Source organism: Endozoicomonas sp. ALB115, from assembly GCF_049310245.1.
Classification (GTDB): Bacteria; Pseudomonadota; Gammaproteobacteria; order Pseudomonadales; family Endozoicomonadaceae; genus Endozoicomonas.
The window spans coordinates 1-16349 of the sequence record NZ_JBLYZG010000086.1 but is presented as its reverse complement, the minus strand read 5'-3'; the positions used below and the strand labels follow the sequence as shown (position 1 = coordinate 16349).

The following is a 16349-nucleotide window of genomic DNA, read 5'->3' as shown; positions in this document are numbered from 1 at the left end:
TGTCCTAGGCCACTAGACGAAGGGGACGCAATCCTTCTGATCCAAGCAACATCAAGCCACTTGAACTCTAGATTTGGAGCGGGAAACGAGGCTCGAACTCGCGACCTCAACCTTGGCAAGGTTGCGCTCTACCAACTGAGCTATTCCCGCAGTGAAACATTTTAAAGACAGCTTCAAGTCTGAATCTGGAGCGGGAAACGAGGTTCGAACTCGCGACCTCAACCTTGGCAAGGTTGCGCTCTACCAACTGAGCTATTCCCGCAGTGAAACATTTTAAGACAGCTTCAAGTCTTAATCTGGAGCGGGAAACGAGGTTCGAACTCGCGACCTCAACCTTGGCAAGGTTGCGCTCTACCAACTGAGCTATTCCCGCAATGAAGACATGTTAAGGATTCTTCAAATCCTGCTCTCTGGTCAAGAGAATTAAGTGGCGTCCCCTAGGGGACTCGAACCCCTGTTACCGCCGTGAAAGGGCGGTGTCCTAGGCCACTAGACGAAGGGGACGCAAACATCGAACGATGTTTGGTGGAGCTAAGCGGGATCGAACCGCTGACCTCAACACTGCCAGTGTTGCGCTCTCCCAGCTGAGCTATAGCCCCAAAACCTTCGCAGCAACAATACTTAGCGTATTCAACAACTGCTTTTGCTTTAGCACCTTTCGAAGGAAGCTTTGTTTTGCCACCCCCGAAACGCAGGGCGAATGATATGGATGCCCCCCTATCCTGTCAAGCGTCGCTTATAAAAATTATGATCAAATAATAGTGCAGTTATATATGCATCTATAGAACAGGCCGGTAGACAACCGGCCTTAGCCCAAAGAAGCCGTCGGGTTAAAGCGCTGCAAACTCTTTTTCCAGACGTTTCGCTTCTTTTTTGGAAACGCCACCCAACACCTCAACAGCATGACGCAGGCGTGCACGCGTCATATCCGGGCCCAGGATCTCCATGGACTCCATAACAGACCAGGAGTTTGGCGTACCGGCAATAGCAACAAAGACAGGATGATTAAAATCACCCAGCTTAATGTCCATCGCTTTGGAAAGCCCTTTAAGTTCCGCGAAAATCTGATCACGCTGCCACTGGCGCAGCTGTTCAAGCTTCCAGAGCGTGAACTGCAACACCTTCTTAACATCACCCGCTTCCAGCTTTTTATGGGCAAAGTCTTCAGGCGACAGATTCAGCATACCTGAGAACATAAAGGCAGCAATAGGAGCAAAATCGCTGAGACGCTCAACCCGCTCTTTCGCCATTGGCAGAAACTTCATCAGGTAGTCACGGTTCAGTAACCAGTGATGCAGGCGATCAGCAAATTGCGCTGTGGTCAGGTTTTCGCGAATCCAGCTGGCATTCAACCAGGACAGTTTTTCCTGGTCAAAAATCGGGCCACCCAGTGAGACCCTTTTGAGATCAAAATCCGCCAGCATCTCTTCCAGGCTGAACTTTTCCCGCTCATCTGGCATGGACCAGCCCATACGACCCAGGTAGTTCAACAGTGCTTCCGGCAGATACCCCATATCACGATAGTAAGTAATACAGGTTGGGTTCTTGCGCTTGGACAACTTGCTCTTATCAGGGTTTCGCAACAACGGCATATGACAGAGCACAGGCATCTGCCAGCCAAAGTATTGGTACAACAACTGATGCTTGGGCGCAGAGTTGATCCACTCCTCACCACGAATAACATGCGTGATTTCCATCAGGTGGTCATCAACAACGTTGGCCAGGTGATAGGTTGGCATGCCATCGGCTTTCACCAGCACCTGCATATCCACCTGGGACCAGTCAATCTCGATGGTACCACGGAGCATATCATCCACTGTGCAGACGCCACTCTCAGGCACTTTCATCCGGACAACGTGAGGCTCGCCCGCATTCAGCCTGACCTGAACGTCGTGTTCAGAAAGATGCAGGCAGTGACCATCGTACCCGGGTGTCTGCTTGTTCGCCGTTTGTTCTGCACGCAGGGCATCAAGACGCTCTGATGAGCAGAAGCAACGGAACGCATGCCCTTTATCCAACAGGATTTGAGCATGATCAGCGTAGATTTCCCGGCGCTCACTCTGCCGATAAGGGCCGTGTGGGCCGCCAACATCAGGCCCCTCATCCCAATTCAAACCAAGCCAGCGCAGCGAGTCGAGAATCTGTTGCTCGGATTCAGGGGTACTTCTGGTTTGATCCGTATCTTCTATACGAAGCAGGAACTGGCCGCCCTGACTCTTGGCAAACGCCAGATTAAACAGGGCGATATAGGCAGTACCGACATGAGGATCGCCGGTAGGGGAAGGTGCAATACGGGTGCGTACAGTCATGGAATTGCTTTCTCAATAACGCCCGAGCCCCAATGAGCGCAGGCTGACAGAATGCCAAAACAGGTATTATAAGGCTGAGAGCCAACAGCACCCAAATATTGATTGAATTCAGTGGCTTCAGGCTTCCCTTTTTATCCCTAAACGGGACATCAACCAGCCAATGGTAGTACCCTGAATCAACAGTGAGAAAAGAATAACGGCCAGCGTCATTTCTATGATCATGCGCTTTTCAGGCATGGAGTCCGGGATCGATAGCATCAGGGCAACAGGCACAGCCCCTCTCAATCCGCCCCAGAACATCACCTTCATTGAATTGCTGTCCACTTTATTACTCAATGGCATCAGGTTACTGACGGGCAGCAACAGATATACCACCAGAAAGCGCGCCGTAAGAACGGCGACAATAGCAATGATTAACGTGGGGTAGATCATACCGAGCCGCTCAATACTCCGCAGCAGGAAGTCCTCACTTAACCCTAACAGCAGGAAAATAAAGCTATTGGCTACAAATGCCATAAACTCCCAGTAAGGATCCAGGTGACGCAATGTCATAAAGTCAGCCATGGCCCGACGGCCGTAGCTGCGAGTGACAATCCCGGCAGCGATAACCGACATGACACCGGACGTTTCAAAGACATGGTCAGCAATAATAAAGCTGGTAAAAGCCAGGATAGTTGTCAGAGCAATATGCACATAAGGCATCCCCCGGGACAACCTGAGCAGCACCAGCATGGCTGCCCCCATGGCCGCACCCACAAAAATCCCGCCAAAGAAAACCCTTAAGAACTCGACAAAGGCAGCAAAAGCCGTGCTACCAGACAGCCCTGTTCCCGATTGGATAATCGAGAGCACAATGCCAAACATAACGATCGCGGTTGCATCGTTAAACAAACTCTCTGCATCCATCAGCAGAGACATCCGTTCAGGCGCTTTCACCTCTTTAAACAGCGCAATCACGGCCACTGGATCCGTTGCCGAAATCAGCGCACCAAACAGCAGCGCGCTCGCCAGCGTCAAAGGCGTCAACTCACCCAGAATCACACCGAGAACCAGGGTAGACAAAATCACTCCCACAATGGCCAGCATCAATACAGGCACCAGCTCTTTCATCAGGGCGGAAAACTTTATATTGATGGCCGCCTCAAACACCAGTACGGGGAGCAAAACGTACATAATCAGGTCATGAGTCAGGGAAAGACGGAGTAGAGGTGCCAGTATTTCAGAATATTCAGCCGCCATCCCCAGGGCCATACCGATCACAACCAGCCCAATGGTATAGGGAAAACGCAGCTTTTTAAGCAGGATTGCCGAAATGGCCGCCAGTAAAAACAGGCCGCAAAAGATCAGCATAGGGATGGCGAGACCAGCGCCAGAGTGTGTTACCGACATTTCCTGTTCCGTTAATAAATAAATGCCGAAATGAAGAGGGATCATAAGCTCGGCATTTCAGGCCAAGGGTACAATTTACCCGTGGCCATATTGACCGGTCAGTCCATATCTCGACATACATCAGGGATGGCGAGGTGAGAAGTAATACCAGAGATAGCGGAGGGCAACATAAAGTACGATCCCCGTCGCCACCAAAAGTTCAAAACCGGCCAGATTGTTAATAACATCACAAACTGTTTGATAGCCCTGTTGATGAAGTATATCTGCCAGCTTAAACAACGCTGTAGCCCCAATTACCATTGGAAATGTGAAAGCAGCATATCCTGGCGAAAACGGCAGGCGCAGTAAGCGAACAAACGCAACATAGACCAGACTCGTCATAAAAATAGCCAATGGCAGCAGGACCGCAACCAGTAAGTAATTCGGCTGGTCAGTTATGGACAGGTAGCCCGCCAGAGAAAGACTCGCCGGTGCCGCCATAATGGCAAATGTGGGCAGTGCAGCATCAGGAATTTTCTCTCTGAAAGTCAAACGATACAACATCACTGGCAGCTTTATGAAGTAGCAGCATAGTCCAAAAACAAACAACGTAAAGACAAGTTTCTCATGCCCCATACCCTTGCTGGTCACTGCCGCGACAATAATGCCAACGGGCGGCACAAACCAGCTTGGAACCATTTGGTGCAAATGGAAATAGTTGGAATAAAGATATAACCCAACAGCGAATAAGAAAAATCAAACTTATGGATAGTGAGATTAAGTTTTATTGATATCTCACTAGCGAAACCGGGTCCATCCAGAATTACCGAAAATCCCCGACGACCCGGCGCTATGAGAAAAGCCTGCCTACAGAGCTTCTATAGGCCCGCCGTATTCAATCACCAGTGTAAACTCATCGCGCAACCACTGCGGAACATTATTCTGCAGGTAGAATTCCACGTCGGTGAGCAATTGCTGCCTCACCTCCTGGCTGCAATCGTGATTAGCCATAAGTTTCAACTGAAGTTGGCCCCTGGTGCTGCCCTTCGCTGCGACACCGCACACGTGTACATTCCTATAAGTCAGAACTCCAACAGATTTCGTTATTACATTCTTCATCTTCATTATCAAGGCCCTTTCTGAATCTATATCTACGGATGAAGTACCCGCTGCGTCAGTGCTGGCAACGCCTCGAAAAGCTCCGTTGATTTCATTACGGAGAGGGCCCTGTACTAATTCCACATTTCTGTCTGTTATCGATTCAATGCCATTTGTAGAAATCGTTTGTTCTGGCGGATCCAGGCCAGGTGTCGGACGCACAGCGCCAAGTGCAGCAAGGGCGGGGGATAACAAATGATCACCCGCACCCGAAGGGGTAGCATAACCTGTGGATTGCGTTATAGTTACAGCAGTGACATTTTGCATAATCATTTTATCTACGTGAACGTGATGTCAGGAATCGAGGAAATTCGATATCGGAACACAAACCATTCAAAATCCTGGAATCAAACATTAGCTGCTTAACGCTTGATGGCCAGTTGTAAAACTGGATAAATGACGCAGGCCCCATCAGAGTGTAATCCGTTAATTGAACCTCAAAGAACGCTCCATTCTTCTTCCTTAACTTTTTAATCCCATCCCTGAGAACCTTGGGATTATCTTCATATCCTTCATGCATATCACTAAACAAACCACCCTCAACAGTGGTGCAGAGCATCTCCCCTCCCCGTCGGATAAATTCCGTGAGCACAGGGCCTAAATACCCTTGGGGATATCCTGAAACCAATAAACAACTACTGCAATCATCAGGCAGGCACTTGTTAATATCTTTTGGGAACTCAGCTTGTTCAACAGGTAAAAACCTGGTTAGCGGTTCACGGTCGTAGCATTTCACGCCGACTCCTCCCATCGAATCAAAACATTTTTCAAGAAATGCTTGCCCCGAGCCAATGCTGATAACTGTTTTTGGAAAAGCATCTTGATAAGCGCTTTCACATAGAGAGAGCATAACCCCCAGAAATCTTACAGGATCTAAACGACCGCAGCCGGGAACCGCTATATAAGGAAATATTATATTGAAACACTCAATATTATTCATAACAAGTTCACATAAAGCCTTTTTTGACTTACTTTTTGGTTCTTGCGAATCATCATCAGACTGAGGTTTAGAATGCAGGGAATACAAAGCTAACATTGTAACCGCAGCCTTATGAAACTCTGGGTTACGAAGGCAATATGCTATTGTTGGATTGTTTGCAATAAAAGTGGAAACCAGTGTGTCTGCTGATTCCCCGGAGGGAAGCTCAGAGGCTGAGTTATCAGGCTTTCCCGGGGATTTGTGTGTACTTCCACTACAGACTGAAACGGCACTGACTTTATGCGTGTCAACATTTGCCTTTTGGGAAGTTTCCGGCAGAACCGGAACTGTAGCTTGATACCTTAAACTTACTGTTGCATCAGCGGAAGCAGATTGAACATCGTGATTCCCCAATACAGCATTTTGTGTCATTGATTCTTCATAAGACGGTGATTGATCAGCTCCAGTAACAGGAGAAGAGGAGGGAGAAATCATAAGCATAACCTTACATTTCTTAAACTCGGATCAGTGCAGACCACAAAAATCCAGATAGGTTCCTGCTTAATTTCATATTTTAAATAAAGCTGTGTTTTTTCAAGTTTTCAGCATGTCCAGGCGTAAGTAGTTAACCAAAGATTGAAATATCCAAATCCTGTTCTACCTTTACAACTCCAGTCCAACAAAAATCAGCCTGCACGACAAAACATGAAACTTTCTAATGCTCTAAAAGCATTGATCCTCAATACACTTGTCTTTGTTTTGACCGGCTGCACTCACGGCGAGAGGTTTAAAAAAGTGATTCCCCACGTTCAACTCAGTTTGCAATCCGGCTTTAAACTCCAACATGGAGCTTATAAGCCAGTCTCCGATTCAGACGAGAGTGACGATACAATCAAGTCAGAAATATTAAAGCGCTTTCAAGAGGTTTCAAAAGTTAAAGTAATTGAACTTTCAGATTTTGACAAAACATTACGCCCCATTGGCGTAGGCATGCAAACCATTTTCGAACAGACACTCTCAAAGCTAATTGAAGAAAGAACCGTCACCAGGGTGATGGTGTTATTTCATACGAAAGCCCCTGCAACCCCGCTGGTTTCTCCCGAGAATACAGCCCCCCCTGAAGCCATGTCCATACATATGCAAGGTGACAGTGCACGGGCGAAAACCATTAGCGACAGAACTGTCACCGTTAGAAACCTGGCCAAATCAGACCCTGAAAAAGTGACCCTCTACATAGCCTACCCTGAGAGCGGTATGCAGATCAGAGACACCAAACAGCAGGCAATTTATCAGGGAGAAATGGCCAACGAACAGAACAAATGCCTGAAAGATCTCCCATTGTCACATCAAAGTATGCCCGATAATTTAGTAGGAGCTTCTTACATCATGACCGGCACTGATGCAGACAAGGACAGCCAACCGCTCTATTTTGGTCTCAGAGCAGTCCAGGCTATAGATGGCAGTGAGAAAAAAATGAACTGGACATTCTGGCTGGGAGAACTCAACAGCCCGGAGATTCAGCCCCACTATCAAGAGTTGAAATCCTATTTGCAAAGTGGTGTTGCAAAGGATCTGGATCTGAAACTGCCATAGCCCAAAGGTATAGCCCAAAGTTATATAAAAAAGACCCCGGCGAGACAATACAAAGTGTATTGATGCCGGGGTCTTTTTTGTCAACGATTTTGTCAACTGTCGCTACTACCACGATATGGTTGTAGCGACATCTACGTAGTTGTTCAATGTCAGCTTTTACATGCCTCAAGACTTGCTAGTAAACTCCGGATACGCTTCCATACCACACTCAGTAAGGTCAGCACCCTCGTACTCTTCTTCTTCGGAGATACGCAGTCCCATGATTACCTTGATCACACCCCAGACAACCAGGGAAGCACCGAACACCCAGGCGAAGATGCTGCCAATACCCAACAGCTGAGCACCCAGGCTAGCGTCGCTGTTGGTCAGAGGTACCGCCAGCAGACCCCAGATACCCACAACACCGTGGACAGAGATGGCTCCCACCGGATCATCAATACGCAGTTTGTCCAGCGCCAGGATAGAGAAGACAACCAGTGCACCACCAACAGCACCGATCAGCGTTGCACCCAGGGCAGTTGGCGTCAGCGGCTCTGCGGTAATGGCAACCAGACCCGCCAGGGCACCGTTCAGAGCCATGGTCAGGTCAGCCTTACCAAACAACAGTCTGGCAACGATCAGGGCAGCAATAACACCACCGGCGGCACCAGCATTGGTGTTGACAAAAATCTGGGCAACAGCGTTGGCATTTTCAACATCAGCAATCTTCAGCTGAGAGCCGCCGTTGAAACCGAACCAGCCCAGCCACAGGATAAAGGTACCCAGAGTAGCCAGTGGCAGGTTAGCGCCAGGCATGGCATTAACGGAACCGTTAGATGCGTACTTGCCTTTACGGGCACCCAGCAGCAGCACACCCGCCAGGGCAGCAGAAGCACCCGCCATGTGCACCACGCCGGAACCGGCAAAATCCTGGAAGCCAGCTTCGTTCAGGAAGCCACCGCCCCATTTCCAGAAACCCTGTACCGGATAGATGAAGCCCGTCATAAAGACCGCAAACAGCAGGAAGGCCCACAGTTTCATGCGCTCAGCAACGGCACCGGAAACGATGGACATGGCAGTAGCTACGAAGACCACCTGGAAGAAGAAGTCAGAACGCAGAGAGTAGTAAGGTGCATCTTCACCACCACCCAGCACCGACTCGACGCTGTTCTCAGTGCCCAGCAGCGTACCGAACAGAGGCATGATGCCGCCTTCGTTAGCCCCCGGATACATGATCTGATAACCACAGAGCAAGTACATGGTGCAGGCAATGGCAAACAGGGCAATGTTCTTGGTCAGAATTTCAACGGTGTTCTTGGAGCGCACCAGACCGGCTTCCAGCATGGCAAAACCAGCGGCCATCCACATGACCAGTGCACCACACATCAGGAAATAAAAAGTGTCGAGCGCATACGACAGCTGAGTTATATCTTCCACGGGACCCCTCCCAGTAAAATTCACATCTTTTTTATCTTTCTTTTCAGCCCAGGGCTGTATTTAGCTCAAAGCTGTATATCACTGATACTGCTCGGCGATGTCATCAGTGGCTGCTGATGAGTCATGCCTTTGACTGGCACTTAAATAGCGTCGATGCCAGTCTCTCCGGTACGGATCCGAATAGCCTGCTCCAGAGAGGTCACGAATATTTTTCCGTCACCGATTTTGCCGGTATTGGCGGCATTGGACACTGCTTCAATCACCTGATCCAGCAGATCATCCGAGATAGCCACTTCAATCTTTACCTTTGGCAGAAAGTCCACAACATACTCTGCACCGCGATACAGTTCGGTATGGCCTTTCTGGCGACCAAAGCCCTTGACCTCTGTCACAGTAATACCCTGAACGCCGATATCAGAAAGCGCTTCCCGCACGTCATCAAGCTTGAACGGCTTGATAATGGCTGATACTAACTTCATGCATTATTCTCCTGGCTCTACTTAATATTCATCCGGGAGGGGTGACCTGGATGCGATAGCTTCCAAAGTCTACGCTTTTCCCTTTGTGTTACAACCGTCTGTTTTATTTCCCGGCCTGTAAAAGGAAAAACCAACCCTGCCAGTCTTGATTTCAGGCATCCCGCCCGGCACTGGTTAAATGGTTACTCCTGTCTAAGCAGGCTCTGTGCCAGTTTTTATCTATCCCCATAAATGGGCATGGTTGAAGGTTTCATGGACTCAAATGAGCGGCGAAATCGGATACGCACCCATTTGATGCACTAAAACCTAATCCCCCACCCAAAAAAGCGCACCAAAGCAGTGCATTCATCAAAAAATCCTACAACTACCCAGACTTGATGCCTCATCACAGAGCAGCTGAGTCGATTGTAATATCAGTACAGAAAAGCGCGAATACCTACAGTGCCATACTGGTCATGGCCGCCCTCAGTAGGTGTAGTTGCGAGGCCTGGCCATGTTATCACTAAAGAAACTCACCAACCGATACCTGACTATTGTCGTTTAATATAGTGGCAATAGCTGATCGTCCCTGAGAAAAACCACTGCCGCCGCCGGTGATCGTCACATTTTTCATGGCATTCCCTCCCCCGCTTTTTGGTTATTGGGGTGAGCCTATCTCTCCCAAAACGTCTGTTCAGCGCGGGGCGACAATAGAGCGCCTTTACCTCACCGGCGGCATGTGATAAATCCTACTGGCAAATAATAAGGCAGGGAAAAATACCGATGGCAAATGATATACGCAATGTATTGCACACCTTTAACGATGCGTTTTCCAATCAGCGCCTGGATGAGGTCATGGACTATTTTGTATTTGACGACGATTTAAACATTGTCAGCAAACAGAGTTATGGCCGTGCGGCGATACCTAAATTTGTCCGAGGTGTTGCTCCGCGCTAAATTGATTAACAAAATAAGATAGGGTAGCTGCGGTGAATCGCTCAAAAAAACATCATCTGCCGAATGGCGGCTTTCGCAATAACGATGCTATGCAAATGCATCATCGCTCGTTATGGAACATCTTGAAATGGAAAATCACCGAGGCACTGCCGGAGAAAGTTTCTATTCCGGTGGTAGACGATGATTATTCGGTCTTTGAGAATTCAGATAAATCCCTGACCAGCTGGATTGGTCATGCGACCTTTTTAATTCGCCACCAGGGGATGAATATCATTACCGACCCACACTTTTCTGAACGAGCGTCTCCTGTACAGTGGGCTGGCCCCAGGCGCTACTCTCCACCAGCGATCGATATTGCTGCCTTACCCCACGTGGATGTGGTGGTGATTTCTCACGACCATTACGACCATCTTGATCGAAACTCAGTATTAGCCATTCAGAAAAAACAAAAAGACAATCCACCCCTGTTTATGCTGCCCCTGGGCTTAGGCCAATGGTTCAGCAAACATGGTATAGCTAACTGGGTCGAGCTGGACTGGTGGGAATCCCATACCCATCGCGGCTGGACATACACGGCAGTACCTTGTCAGCACTTCAGTGGCCGTTCAATATTTCCGGATCGAACGCTCTGGTGTGGCTGGGTATTTGAAGCGGCGACTGAAGCAGCTGAACCGGGTAAACGCTTTTATTTTGCCGGGGATACTGGCTACAGTTCAGATTTTAAAGCCATTGGTGAGCACTTCGGCTACATGGATATGGCCATGGTGCCGATTGGTGCCTACGAGCCACGCTGGTTTATGAAAGAGATCCATGTCAATCCGGAAGAAGCCGTGCATATCCACAACGATGTTGGCTCACGCCTGTCGCTGGCGATGCACTGGGGCAGCTTTATGCTAACCAATGAGCCGATGTTGCAACCACCGGAAGATCTGCAGCTCGCCAAACAGCAGCATGGCGTTGCCGATAACGATTTTATTGTGATCAAACCCGGAAAGATTACGGCTTTATTTGAGCAATTATAAGTTCCGGATCGTTACCTTGCTGTTATTGCGGTATCCTTCTCTTTTCTGACCATCAGCCAAGCGATAACCATGATCGATAAAGCCGCCCTGATTAATACCATCGCCGCCAAAGCCGGTGAACTCTTTAACGGTGACAAAAGCCAGACCCGGGAAGATATCGAAAAAAATATCAAGGCACTGGTGGGCAGTGCCCTGTCAAAACTGGAGCTGGTCACCCGTGATGAGTTTGATACCCAGGTTGCTGTTCTGAGGCACACCCGAGAGCGCCTTGAAGCGCTGGAAAAAGAGATGGAAGCATTTAAAGCAGAACAAGAAGTCCCGGAAGACAGCAGCAACGATAACCAGCAAAGCGCTGACCATTAATCACTCTCCAGCCTCTGCGCCTGCGGCTTAAGACAGGCGCCAACTTGTGAACTACCCTGAAATAACTTTGTCAGATCCTTTCAGTAATAAAACGGTATATTTTATTTTCCGCTTCTGCACCTTCCGGGCAGTGACCCGCTTCACCGAAGAATGCTATTTCACTATCAGAAGACATTGCCGCCGTCGCTCTCATATCTTTCGGCGAAGCTACCGGGTCATCTTTGGTATTAATCACCAGCAACGGTACACTGGTGTGGGGTTTACCATCAAAGTAGCCCTTGGTTTTCAGTGACAATGGAATGGTATACCGCCCCGGATTTTCAAGCCCTTTATAAGTCAGCCCCTGACGTGCAAAAAAGGAATCGACACTCATTGCCGGCAAATATTGCAACTTTTCAGGTTGAGTCAAAACACCATCTACCAGCGCACAACGTGCGACCACAGCCTTAAGTTCAGGGGTAGCAACAGTGAACTCCATTAAACTCAGACCACCCCCGGAAGATGACAATGCCGCCACCCGTTTTTCATTCAGAAGCGTTGAGTTGTTCACGTAAGCCAAAGCGGCATTATGTGCCTCAGCTTCTGTACCCGGAGAAACTTTTAATGCCCTGTTCAGGCCACCTCCGGGAATATCAAATGTAATGACCGCATAACCGGTGTCTGTATATTTTTTAGCACTCTGAAAGTGCTCAACCAGAGTTTTGTCTACGCCTCCGGTCCAGAGAACAACAGGCAGTTTTTTGTCGTTTTCTGCCAGCTGTCTGGGTAAATGCAAAAGCCCTTTGATACTGCCGCCCTGCGACAGAGGCATATCAATGATGGCGATGCGCTGCCCCATTTTCAGCCCTGCTTTCACGTAATAATCAACGGCATTTCTCAATGCCGCCTGCTCATGATCGCTGAGAAGGTTCGGATAAGAGGCGGTTAAATAGAGTCCGGATACTCGTTGTAAAAGAGCGGCAGTCTGAGCTGAAGGTGGCTGTTGAGACGCTACTTTCTCTGCATGCCGGGTCCATTCGTAAGTCCATTGACCGGGGCCATATACCGTTATAGAGTCCCGCAGTGGACCACTGCTATTGATCCGTGGCAGTACGGCCTCAAAGTCACTCCCGGTAACCCCGAGCGCTTTCCAGTCCGACAGCCTCAGTTCACGATACCAGTGCTCCTGATCACTTGACTCGACTTCACCGCCACGAAACTCTTCGTGCTGCTGAAGATTAGTGTCTGATGCCTTATTCTGTAACGCCGTGGGTTGAATGCCCCCCGTGCATGCAGCTAATGCTGCAAACAAAGGAGTTAACAGCAACAGCCTTTGAGTCCTTTTCATTTTATTAACCTGCATTGTTTACCATGATTTCCGCTCAACCTTATAAGTACTTTTGTGAACAAGTCGTGAAGTAGTAAGCTTCACAAAATGTTCACAGGCCACATGATATCCAGAGCCTTCTCTTTTTTTTCCGTTAAGCCATGTTATCCGTTAAGCCATGCGTATATTAATCGTTGAAGACAATGCTGATATCACCGCCAGTATTGCCGACTATCTTGAATTCAAAGGTCATCAGTGCGACTACGCCTATGATGGCATGTCCGGCCTTAACCTTGCGACCAGCCATGAATATGATCTGTACATCTTTGATATCGCCATGCCAAACATGGATGGTCTGGAGCTATGCCAGGTTCTCAGAGGGCACCGGAAAGATAAAACTCCGGTCATTTTTCTGACCGCCCGGGATACACTGGAGGACAAACTGGCGGGTTTCGCCTCCGGAGCCGATGACTATCTGGTGAAACCTTTTGAACTGAAAGAGCTCTACGCCCGCCTGGAAGCGATTAGCCGACGTTTAAGCACTCATTCCTCCACGCTCAATCTATCTGACCTGACAGTAAATATTGATACTCAGGAGGTTCATCGACAGGGGGAAAAAATTCAGCTCTCTCCTAATAACTTCAAGCTATTAAGAGTACTCATGGAGCACTATCCAGCAGCAGTTTCCCGCAAAACTCTGGAGTATCAGCTTTGGGGAGATGAACTGCCCGACAGTGACTCCCTGCGCAGCCACATCTATAAACTTCGTCAAAAAATTGATAAACCCTTTGGGCAACCCCTGATTCAAACCGTTCCGGGCTGGGGCTTTCGGATGGCTCAACAGGAAGGTGATGATGAAACTGGTCAATAGCCTTCGGTTCCGAATACTGGCAGCCTGTCTTATATTCGGGTTGATAGCCAACGTCATCTTCAGTCTGTTTCTGTTCGTCGCCTTTGAAACAGGGGAAGACACCATGTTTAACTGGCAGATAGCCAATGAAGCAGAGCAGTACCGTTCTCTTTACCTGGATCATTTCGAGGTATTAAAACGCCTGAACACAGTGGGCACCTGGAAGGTCGGCAATGACTCGCAGTTACTGGCTTACCTGGGCCATGACGCTTTAACAACGGAATCACTTTCTGACTCCCCATACATTGATGTCTATGTTGATACCAGTCAGCAAGGCTTTGAGATTTTTGAATACACCCACGATCAAAAGGTTTTTCAGATCGTTCGGTCTCCTCTACCCCAGAGTTATGGATCAGACACATTTTTTTATTACTTAATCGATATCAGCCAGTTTGACCGGGGCCAAAGCGACACTCCCTGGAAAATAGCACTCTCTATTGTTGTTTGCAGTCTGGTTATGCTGGGTCTGGCATGGATAACTGGCTTGCAGGTCAGCCACTTCGTGATTGCGCCATTGACCCGGCTGAAACAGGATCTGGATACCCTGGATTTCTCCAGTGAACAACAGCTGGCAGGCGACTATTACCACGATGAAGTGGGCGCGGTAGCCCGATACATTAATAAACTGCTCCTGCGCATCAGCAGGATGATAGATCGGGAAAAACAATTCACCCGGGATGCCAGCCATGAATTGCGGACACCGATTACTAACATTGCTATGGCTTCCGAAATTCTGCAACTTGCTGTCATTGATAACCCCGGTATTCAGCGCCCATTGCAACGAATAACCCGTGCCACTGAAGACATGAAAAATCTAATAGAGAGTTTTCTTCAGCTCAGTCGTGAAGAGTCGATCTGTGAAGCAACTCAAACCATCAGCTTGCACACCACGGTAGAGCAATCCCTGGATCGGCATCAATACCTGGTAGCTCACAAACCCGTCACACTGCATAATCAGGTGCCGACCTCGGTCACCGCCTCTTTGCCTCCGGTCATATTCAGTATTATGCTGGATAACCTGGTGCGTAACGCCTGCCAGTACACAGACTCTGGCGAAGTGACCATTTTTGCTAATGACAGCAGGCTATGGATACAAGACTCTGGACCAGGATTTAAAGATGAAGCCATTCCCCGTTTACTGAAACCCTGGGAAAAAGCACACGTCAGTGGTCTGGGGCTGGGATTGAGCATTGTTGCACGAATCTGTCAGGCACGACACTGGCGGCTGGAGATTAACAACCGAAAACCCGAAGGGGCCGACACGCCATCAGGAGCCGTCATCAAGATACTGTTTTCACAACCTGTTCACAACGCAATCACAAACTGATCACTCTCATGATCTTATCATCGTTGCCAGTTTTGACAGCAACGGATGACAATAATGACTGTACGATCAATTGCGACTGCAGCCAGTCTGCTGGCCACTTTTGGACTGGCCAGCACTGCCCATGCCGCAGAAAATGACTGGGAAATGATCCTGGGCCTGGGTGCCTCCCATGAGAGCAGCATTTATAAAGGTGTGGATGGCGAAACCAATCCTCAACCCATTGCCCACATTGAGTATGGTGATTTCTGGGTGCGTGGAGAACAGGCGGGTTACACGCTCCTTGAAGGGAACAACTGGAGCCTGTCTCCGGTGATCAGCCTGGGAGTCGGCTCTGGTTTTGAACAAGACAATGTTAAAGATAACGATCTTTTCAAAGGGCTGGATGAACGTAAAGCAGGTATTGGATACGGTCTGACTCTGGGATACGACATGCAGTGGGCTGAACTGACGGCATCCGTCCTTAACGACACCAAGTCCGATATCAGTGTCGGGTTCGAACTGGGCAGGGAGTTCCAGATTACTGATCGGTTTAGCATTGAAACGGCTGCGTCCGCAACCTGGCGTAGCAGTGGTTACAATGATTACTACTACGGCATTTCCAGCAAAGAAGCCGGTAATAATCCATTACTCTCCACCTACAAAGCCGACGCCGGAGTGGATATGGGTCTGGAAGTGATGGCTACTTATCAACTTTCTTCCCGCTGGCTTTTGGTCGGTGGTGCTGAGTACACCCGTTTCAGCAGCAGTGTTACCGACAGTCAGCTGGTCGACAAAAGCAACCAGACCTCTGTGATGGCAGGTGTTGCCTACATGTTCTAGTGCATCTAAGCGTTGATACCCATACCGTTCGTGCTGAGCTTGTCGAAGTACGGTGGCACCATCCTTTGACAAGCTCAGGATGAACGGGGTGTACGGGTATTAACGCTTTTCTGCACTAGTGCATCCAAGCCTTAATACCAATGGCACTGACTTAATGCCTAATCCCTTGATAATTCAAGGCTTACTCGGAAAGAAGCGACTATAAAAAGTCATCATCATCAATATTTCCCTTCCGAGCAAGCCATGAACAAGTGTAGCCAAGAGTTCCTGAACCTCGCAGATGATTGCCTTCACCAATTAGCACAGACTGGAAGTGATGAATTTTCATCAATTATTACCTCTGATGACCTTAACTCTTTTCAGAGTTGTTACCCCAGCTGCAGGGTACGGGATTTTCCACCCATCAAAACGTTAACCTTGTTCA

Annotated in this window: 14 protein-coding genes, 5 tRNA genes and 1 pseudogene; 7 read left to right on the top strand and 13 right to left on the bottom strand. The window is 48.7% G+C overall.

Annotated features, from left to right (window positions below):
- Positions 1 to 74 precede the first annotated feature (74 nt).
- The 10 genes and pseudogenes from ACO6VE_RS22385 to ACO6VE_RS22340 form a co-directional block, all read right to left on the bottom strand.
- Positions 75 to 150 (bottom strand) — tRNA-Gly (locus tag ACO6VE_RS22385).
- 36 nt (positions 151 to 186) lie between these two features.
- A tRNA-Gly gene (locus ACO6VE_RS22380) sits at positions 187 to 262 on the bottom strand.
- A 35-nt stretch (positions 263 to 297) separates the two neighbouring features.
- A tRNA-Gly gene (locus ACO6VE_RS22375) sits at positions 298 to 373 on the bottom strand.
- Between the two features lie 55 nt (positions 374 to 428).
- Positions 429 to 504, bottom strand: a tRNA-Glu gene (locus tag ACO6VE_RS22370).
- A gap of 19 nt (positions 505 to 523) precedes the next feature.
- Positions 524 to 599, bottom strand: a tRNA-Ala gene (locus ACO6VE_RS22365).
- 231 nt (positions 600 to 830) lie between these two features.
- Complete coding sequence (gene gltX / locus ACO6VE_RS22360; RefSeq protein WP_422463530.1) at positions 831 to 2309, bottom strand: glutamate--tRNA ligase; 1479 nt, start codon at positions 2307 to 2309, stop codon at positions 831 to 833.
- A gap of 117 nt (positions 2310 to 2426) precedes the next feature.
- Entirely contained in the window at positions 2427 to 3698 is a 1272-nt protein-coding gene (locus tag ACO6VE_RS22355) for a cation:proton antiporter (protein WP_422463528.1), read from the bottom strand.
- A 120-nt stretch (positions 3699 to 3818) separates the two neighbouring features.
- Positions 3819 to 4415: pseudogene (locus ACO6VE_RS22350) on the bottom strand (TDT family transporter); the annotation flags it as partial.
- Positions 4416 to 4544: 129 nt separating this feature from the next.
- Positions 4545 to 5102, bottom strand: a complete 558-nt coding sequence (locus ACO6VE_RS22345; RefSeq protein WP_422450270.1) for a hypothetical protein — start codon at positions 5100 to 5102, stop codon at positions 4545 to 4547.
- 7 nt (positions 5103 to 5109) lie between these two features.
- Positions 5110 to 6249: a hypothetical protein gene (locus tag ACO6VE_RS22340; protein ID WP_422450269.1), complete on the bottom strand. Its 1140-nt coding sequence runs from the start codon at positions 6247 to 6249 to the stop codon at positions 5110 to 5112.
- A 210-nt stretch (positions 6250 to 6459) separates the two neighbouring features.
- Between ACO6VE_RS22340 and ACO6VE_RS22335 the strand changes: the two genes are divergently transcribed.
- Positions 6460 to 7347, top strand: coding sequence for a hypothetical protein (locus tag ACO6VE_RS22335; RefSeq protein WP_422450268.1), 888 nt, complete (start codon positions 6460 to 6462; stop codon positions 7345 to 7347).
- Between the two features lie 165 nt (positions 7348 to 7512).
- Here the strand turns inward: ACO6VE_RS22335 and ACO6VE_RS22330 are convergent, their stop codons facing one another.
- On the bottom strand, positions 7513 to 8763 hold the full coding sequence (locus ACO6VE_RS22330; protein WP_269675358.1) for an ammonium transporter: 1251 nt from the start codon (positions 8761 to 8763) through the stop codon (positions 7513 to 7515).
- Between the two features lie 140 nt (positions 8764 to 8903).
- Positions 8904 to 9242, bottom strand: coding sequence for a P-II family nitrogen regulator (gene glnK / locus ACO6VE_RS22325; RefSeq protein ID WP_101744935.1), 339 nt, complete (start codon positions 9240 to 9242; stop codon positions 8904 to 8906).
- Between the two features lie 762 nt (positions 9243 to 10004).
- Here glnK and ACO6VE_RS22320 point away from each other — a divergent pair.
- The 3 genes from ACO6VE_RS22320 (at position 10005) to ACO6VE_RS22310 (ending at position 11563) form a co-directional block, all read left to right on the top strand.
- A complete protein-coding gene (locus ACO6VE_RS22320; RefSeq protein WP_422463526.1) occupies positions 10005 to 10178 on the top strand; it encodes a hypothetical protein in 174 nt (57 codons plus the stop codon).
- A 32-nt stretch (positions 10179 to 10210) separates the two neighbouring features.
- Positions 10211 to 11200, top strand: a complete 990-nt coding sequence (locus ACO6VE_RS22315) for an MBL fold metallo-hydrolase (RefSeq protein WP_422463524.1) — start codon at positions 10211 to 10213, stop codon at positions 11198 to 11200.
- Positions 11201 to 11269: 69 nt separating this feature from the next.
- Complete coding sequence (locus ACO6VE_RS22310) at positions 11270 to 11563, top strand: accessory factor UbiK family protein (RefSeq protein ID WP_422463522.1); 294 nt, start codon at positions 11270 to 11272, stop codon at positions 11561 to 11563.
- Positions 11564 to 11633: 70 nt separating this feature from the next.
- Here ACO6VE_RS22310 and ACO6VE_RS22305 read toward each other — a convergent pair whose 3' ends face one another.
- A complete protein-coding gene (locus tag ACO6VE_RS22305; RefSeq protein WP_422463520.1) occupies positions 11634 to 12890 on the bottom strand; it encodes an alpha/beta hydrolase in 1257 nt (418 codons plus the stop codon).
- A 157-nt stretch (positions 12891 to 13047) separates the two neighbouring features.
- Between ACO6VE_RS22305 and ACO6VE_RS22300 the strand changes: the two genes are divergently transcribed.
- The 3 genes from ACO6VE_RS22300 to ACO6VE_RS22290 all read left to right on the top strand — a co-directional run bounded on the left by ACO6VE_RS22300 (position 13048) and on the right by ACO6VE_RS22290 (position 15925).
- A complete protein-coding gene (locus ACO6VE_RS22300) occupies positions 13048 to 13740 on the top strand; it encodes a response regulator transcription factor (protein WP_422450263.1) in 693 nt (230 codons plus the stop codon).
- Positions 13741 to 13843: 103 nt separating this feature from the next.
- Positions 13844 to 15106: a sensor histidine kinase gene (locus ACO6VE_RS22295; RefSeq protein ID WP_422463518.1), complete on the top strand. Its 1263-nt coding sequence runs from the start codon at positions 13844 to 13846 to the stop codon at positions 15104 to 15106.
- A 54-nt stretch (positions 15107 to 15160) separates the two neighbouring features.
- Positions 15161 to 15925: a MipA/OmpV family protein gene (locus tag ACO6VE_RS22290; RefSeq protein ID WP_422450261.1), complete on the top strand. Its 765-nt coding sequence runs from the start codon at positions 15161 to 15163 to the stop codon at positions 15923 to 15925.
- The last annotated feature ends 424 nt before the right edge of the window (positions 15926 to 16349 follow it).

Coding starts and splice junctions, on each gene's coding strand:
- gltX (WP_422463530.1), bottom strand. CDS start 2,309: ATGACTGTACGCACCCGTATTGCACCTTCCCCTACCGGCGATCCTCAT.
- ACO6VE_RS22355 (WP_422463528.1), bottom strand. CDS start 3,698: ATGTCGGTAACACACTCTGGCGCTGGTCTCGCCATCCCTATGCTGATC.
- ACO6VE_RS22345 (WP_422450270.1), bottom strand. CDS start 5,102: ATGCAAAATGTCACTGCTGTAACTATAACGCAATCCACAGGTTATGCT.
- ACO6VE_RS22340 (WP_422450269.1), bottom strand. CDS start 6,249: ATGATTTCTCCCTCCTCTTCTCCTGTTACTGGAGCTGATCAATCACCG.
- ACO6VE_RS22335 (WP_422450268.1), top strand. CDS start 6,460: ATGAAACTTTCTAATGCTCTAAAAGCATTGATCCTCAATACACTTGTC.
- glnK (WP_101744935.1), bottom strand. CDS start 9,242: ATGAAGTTAGTATCAGCCATTATCAAGCCGTTCAAGCTTGATGACGTG.
- ACO6VE_RS22320 (WP_422463526.1), top strand. CDS start 10,005: ATGGCAAATGATATACGCAATGTATTGCACACCTTTAACGATGCGTTT.
- ACO6VE_RS22310 (WP_422463522.1), top strand. CDS start 11,270: ATGATCGATAAAGCCGCCCTGATTAATACCATCGCCGCCAAAGCCGGT.
- ACO6VE_RS22305 (WP_422463520.1), bottom strand. CDS start 12,890: ATGAAAAGGACTCAAAGGCTGTTGCTGTTAACTCCTTTGTTTGCAGCA.
- ACO6VE_RS22300 (WP_422450263.1), top strand. CDS start 13,048: ATGCGTATATTAATCGTTGAAGACAATGCTGATATCACCGCCAGTATT.
- ACO6VE_RS22295 (WP_422463518.1), top strand. CDS start 13,844: ATGTTTAACTGGCAGATAGCCAATGAAGCAGAGCAGTACCGTTCTCTT.
- ACO6VE_RS22290 (WP_422450261.1), top strand. CDS start 15,161: ATGACTGTACGATCAATTGCGACTGCAGCCAGTCTGCTGGCCACTTTT.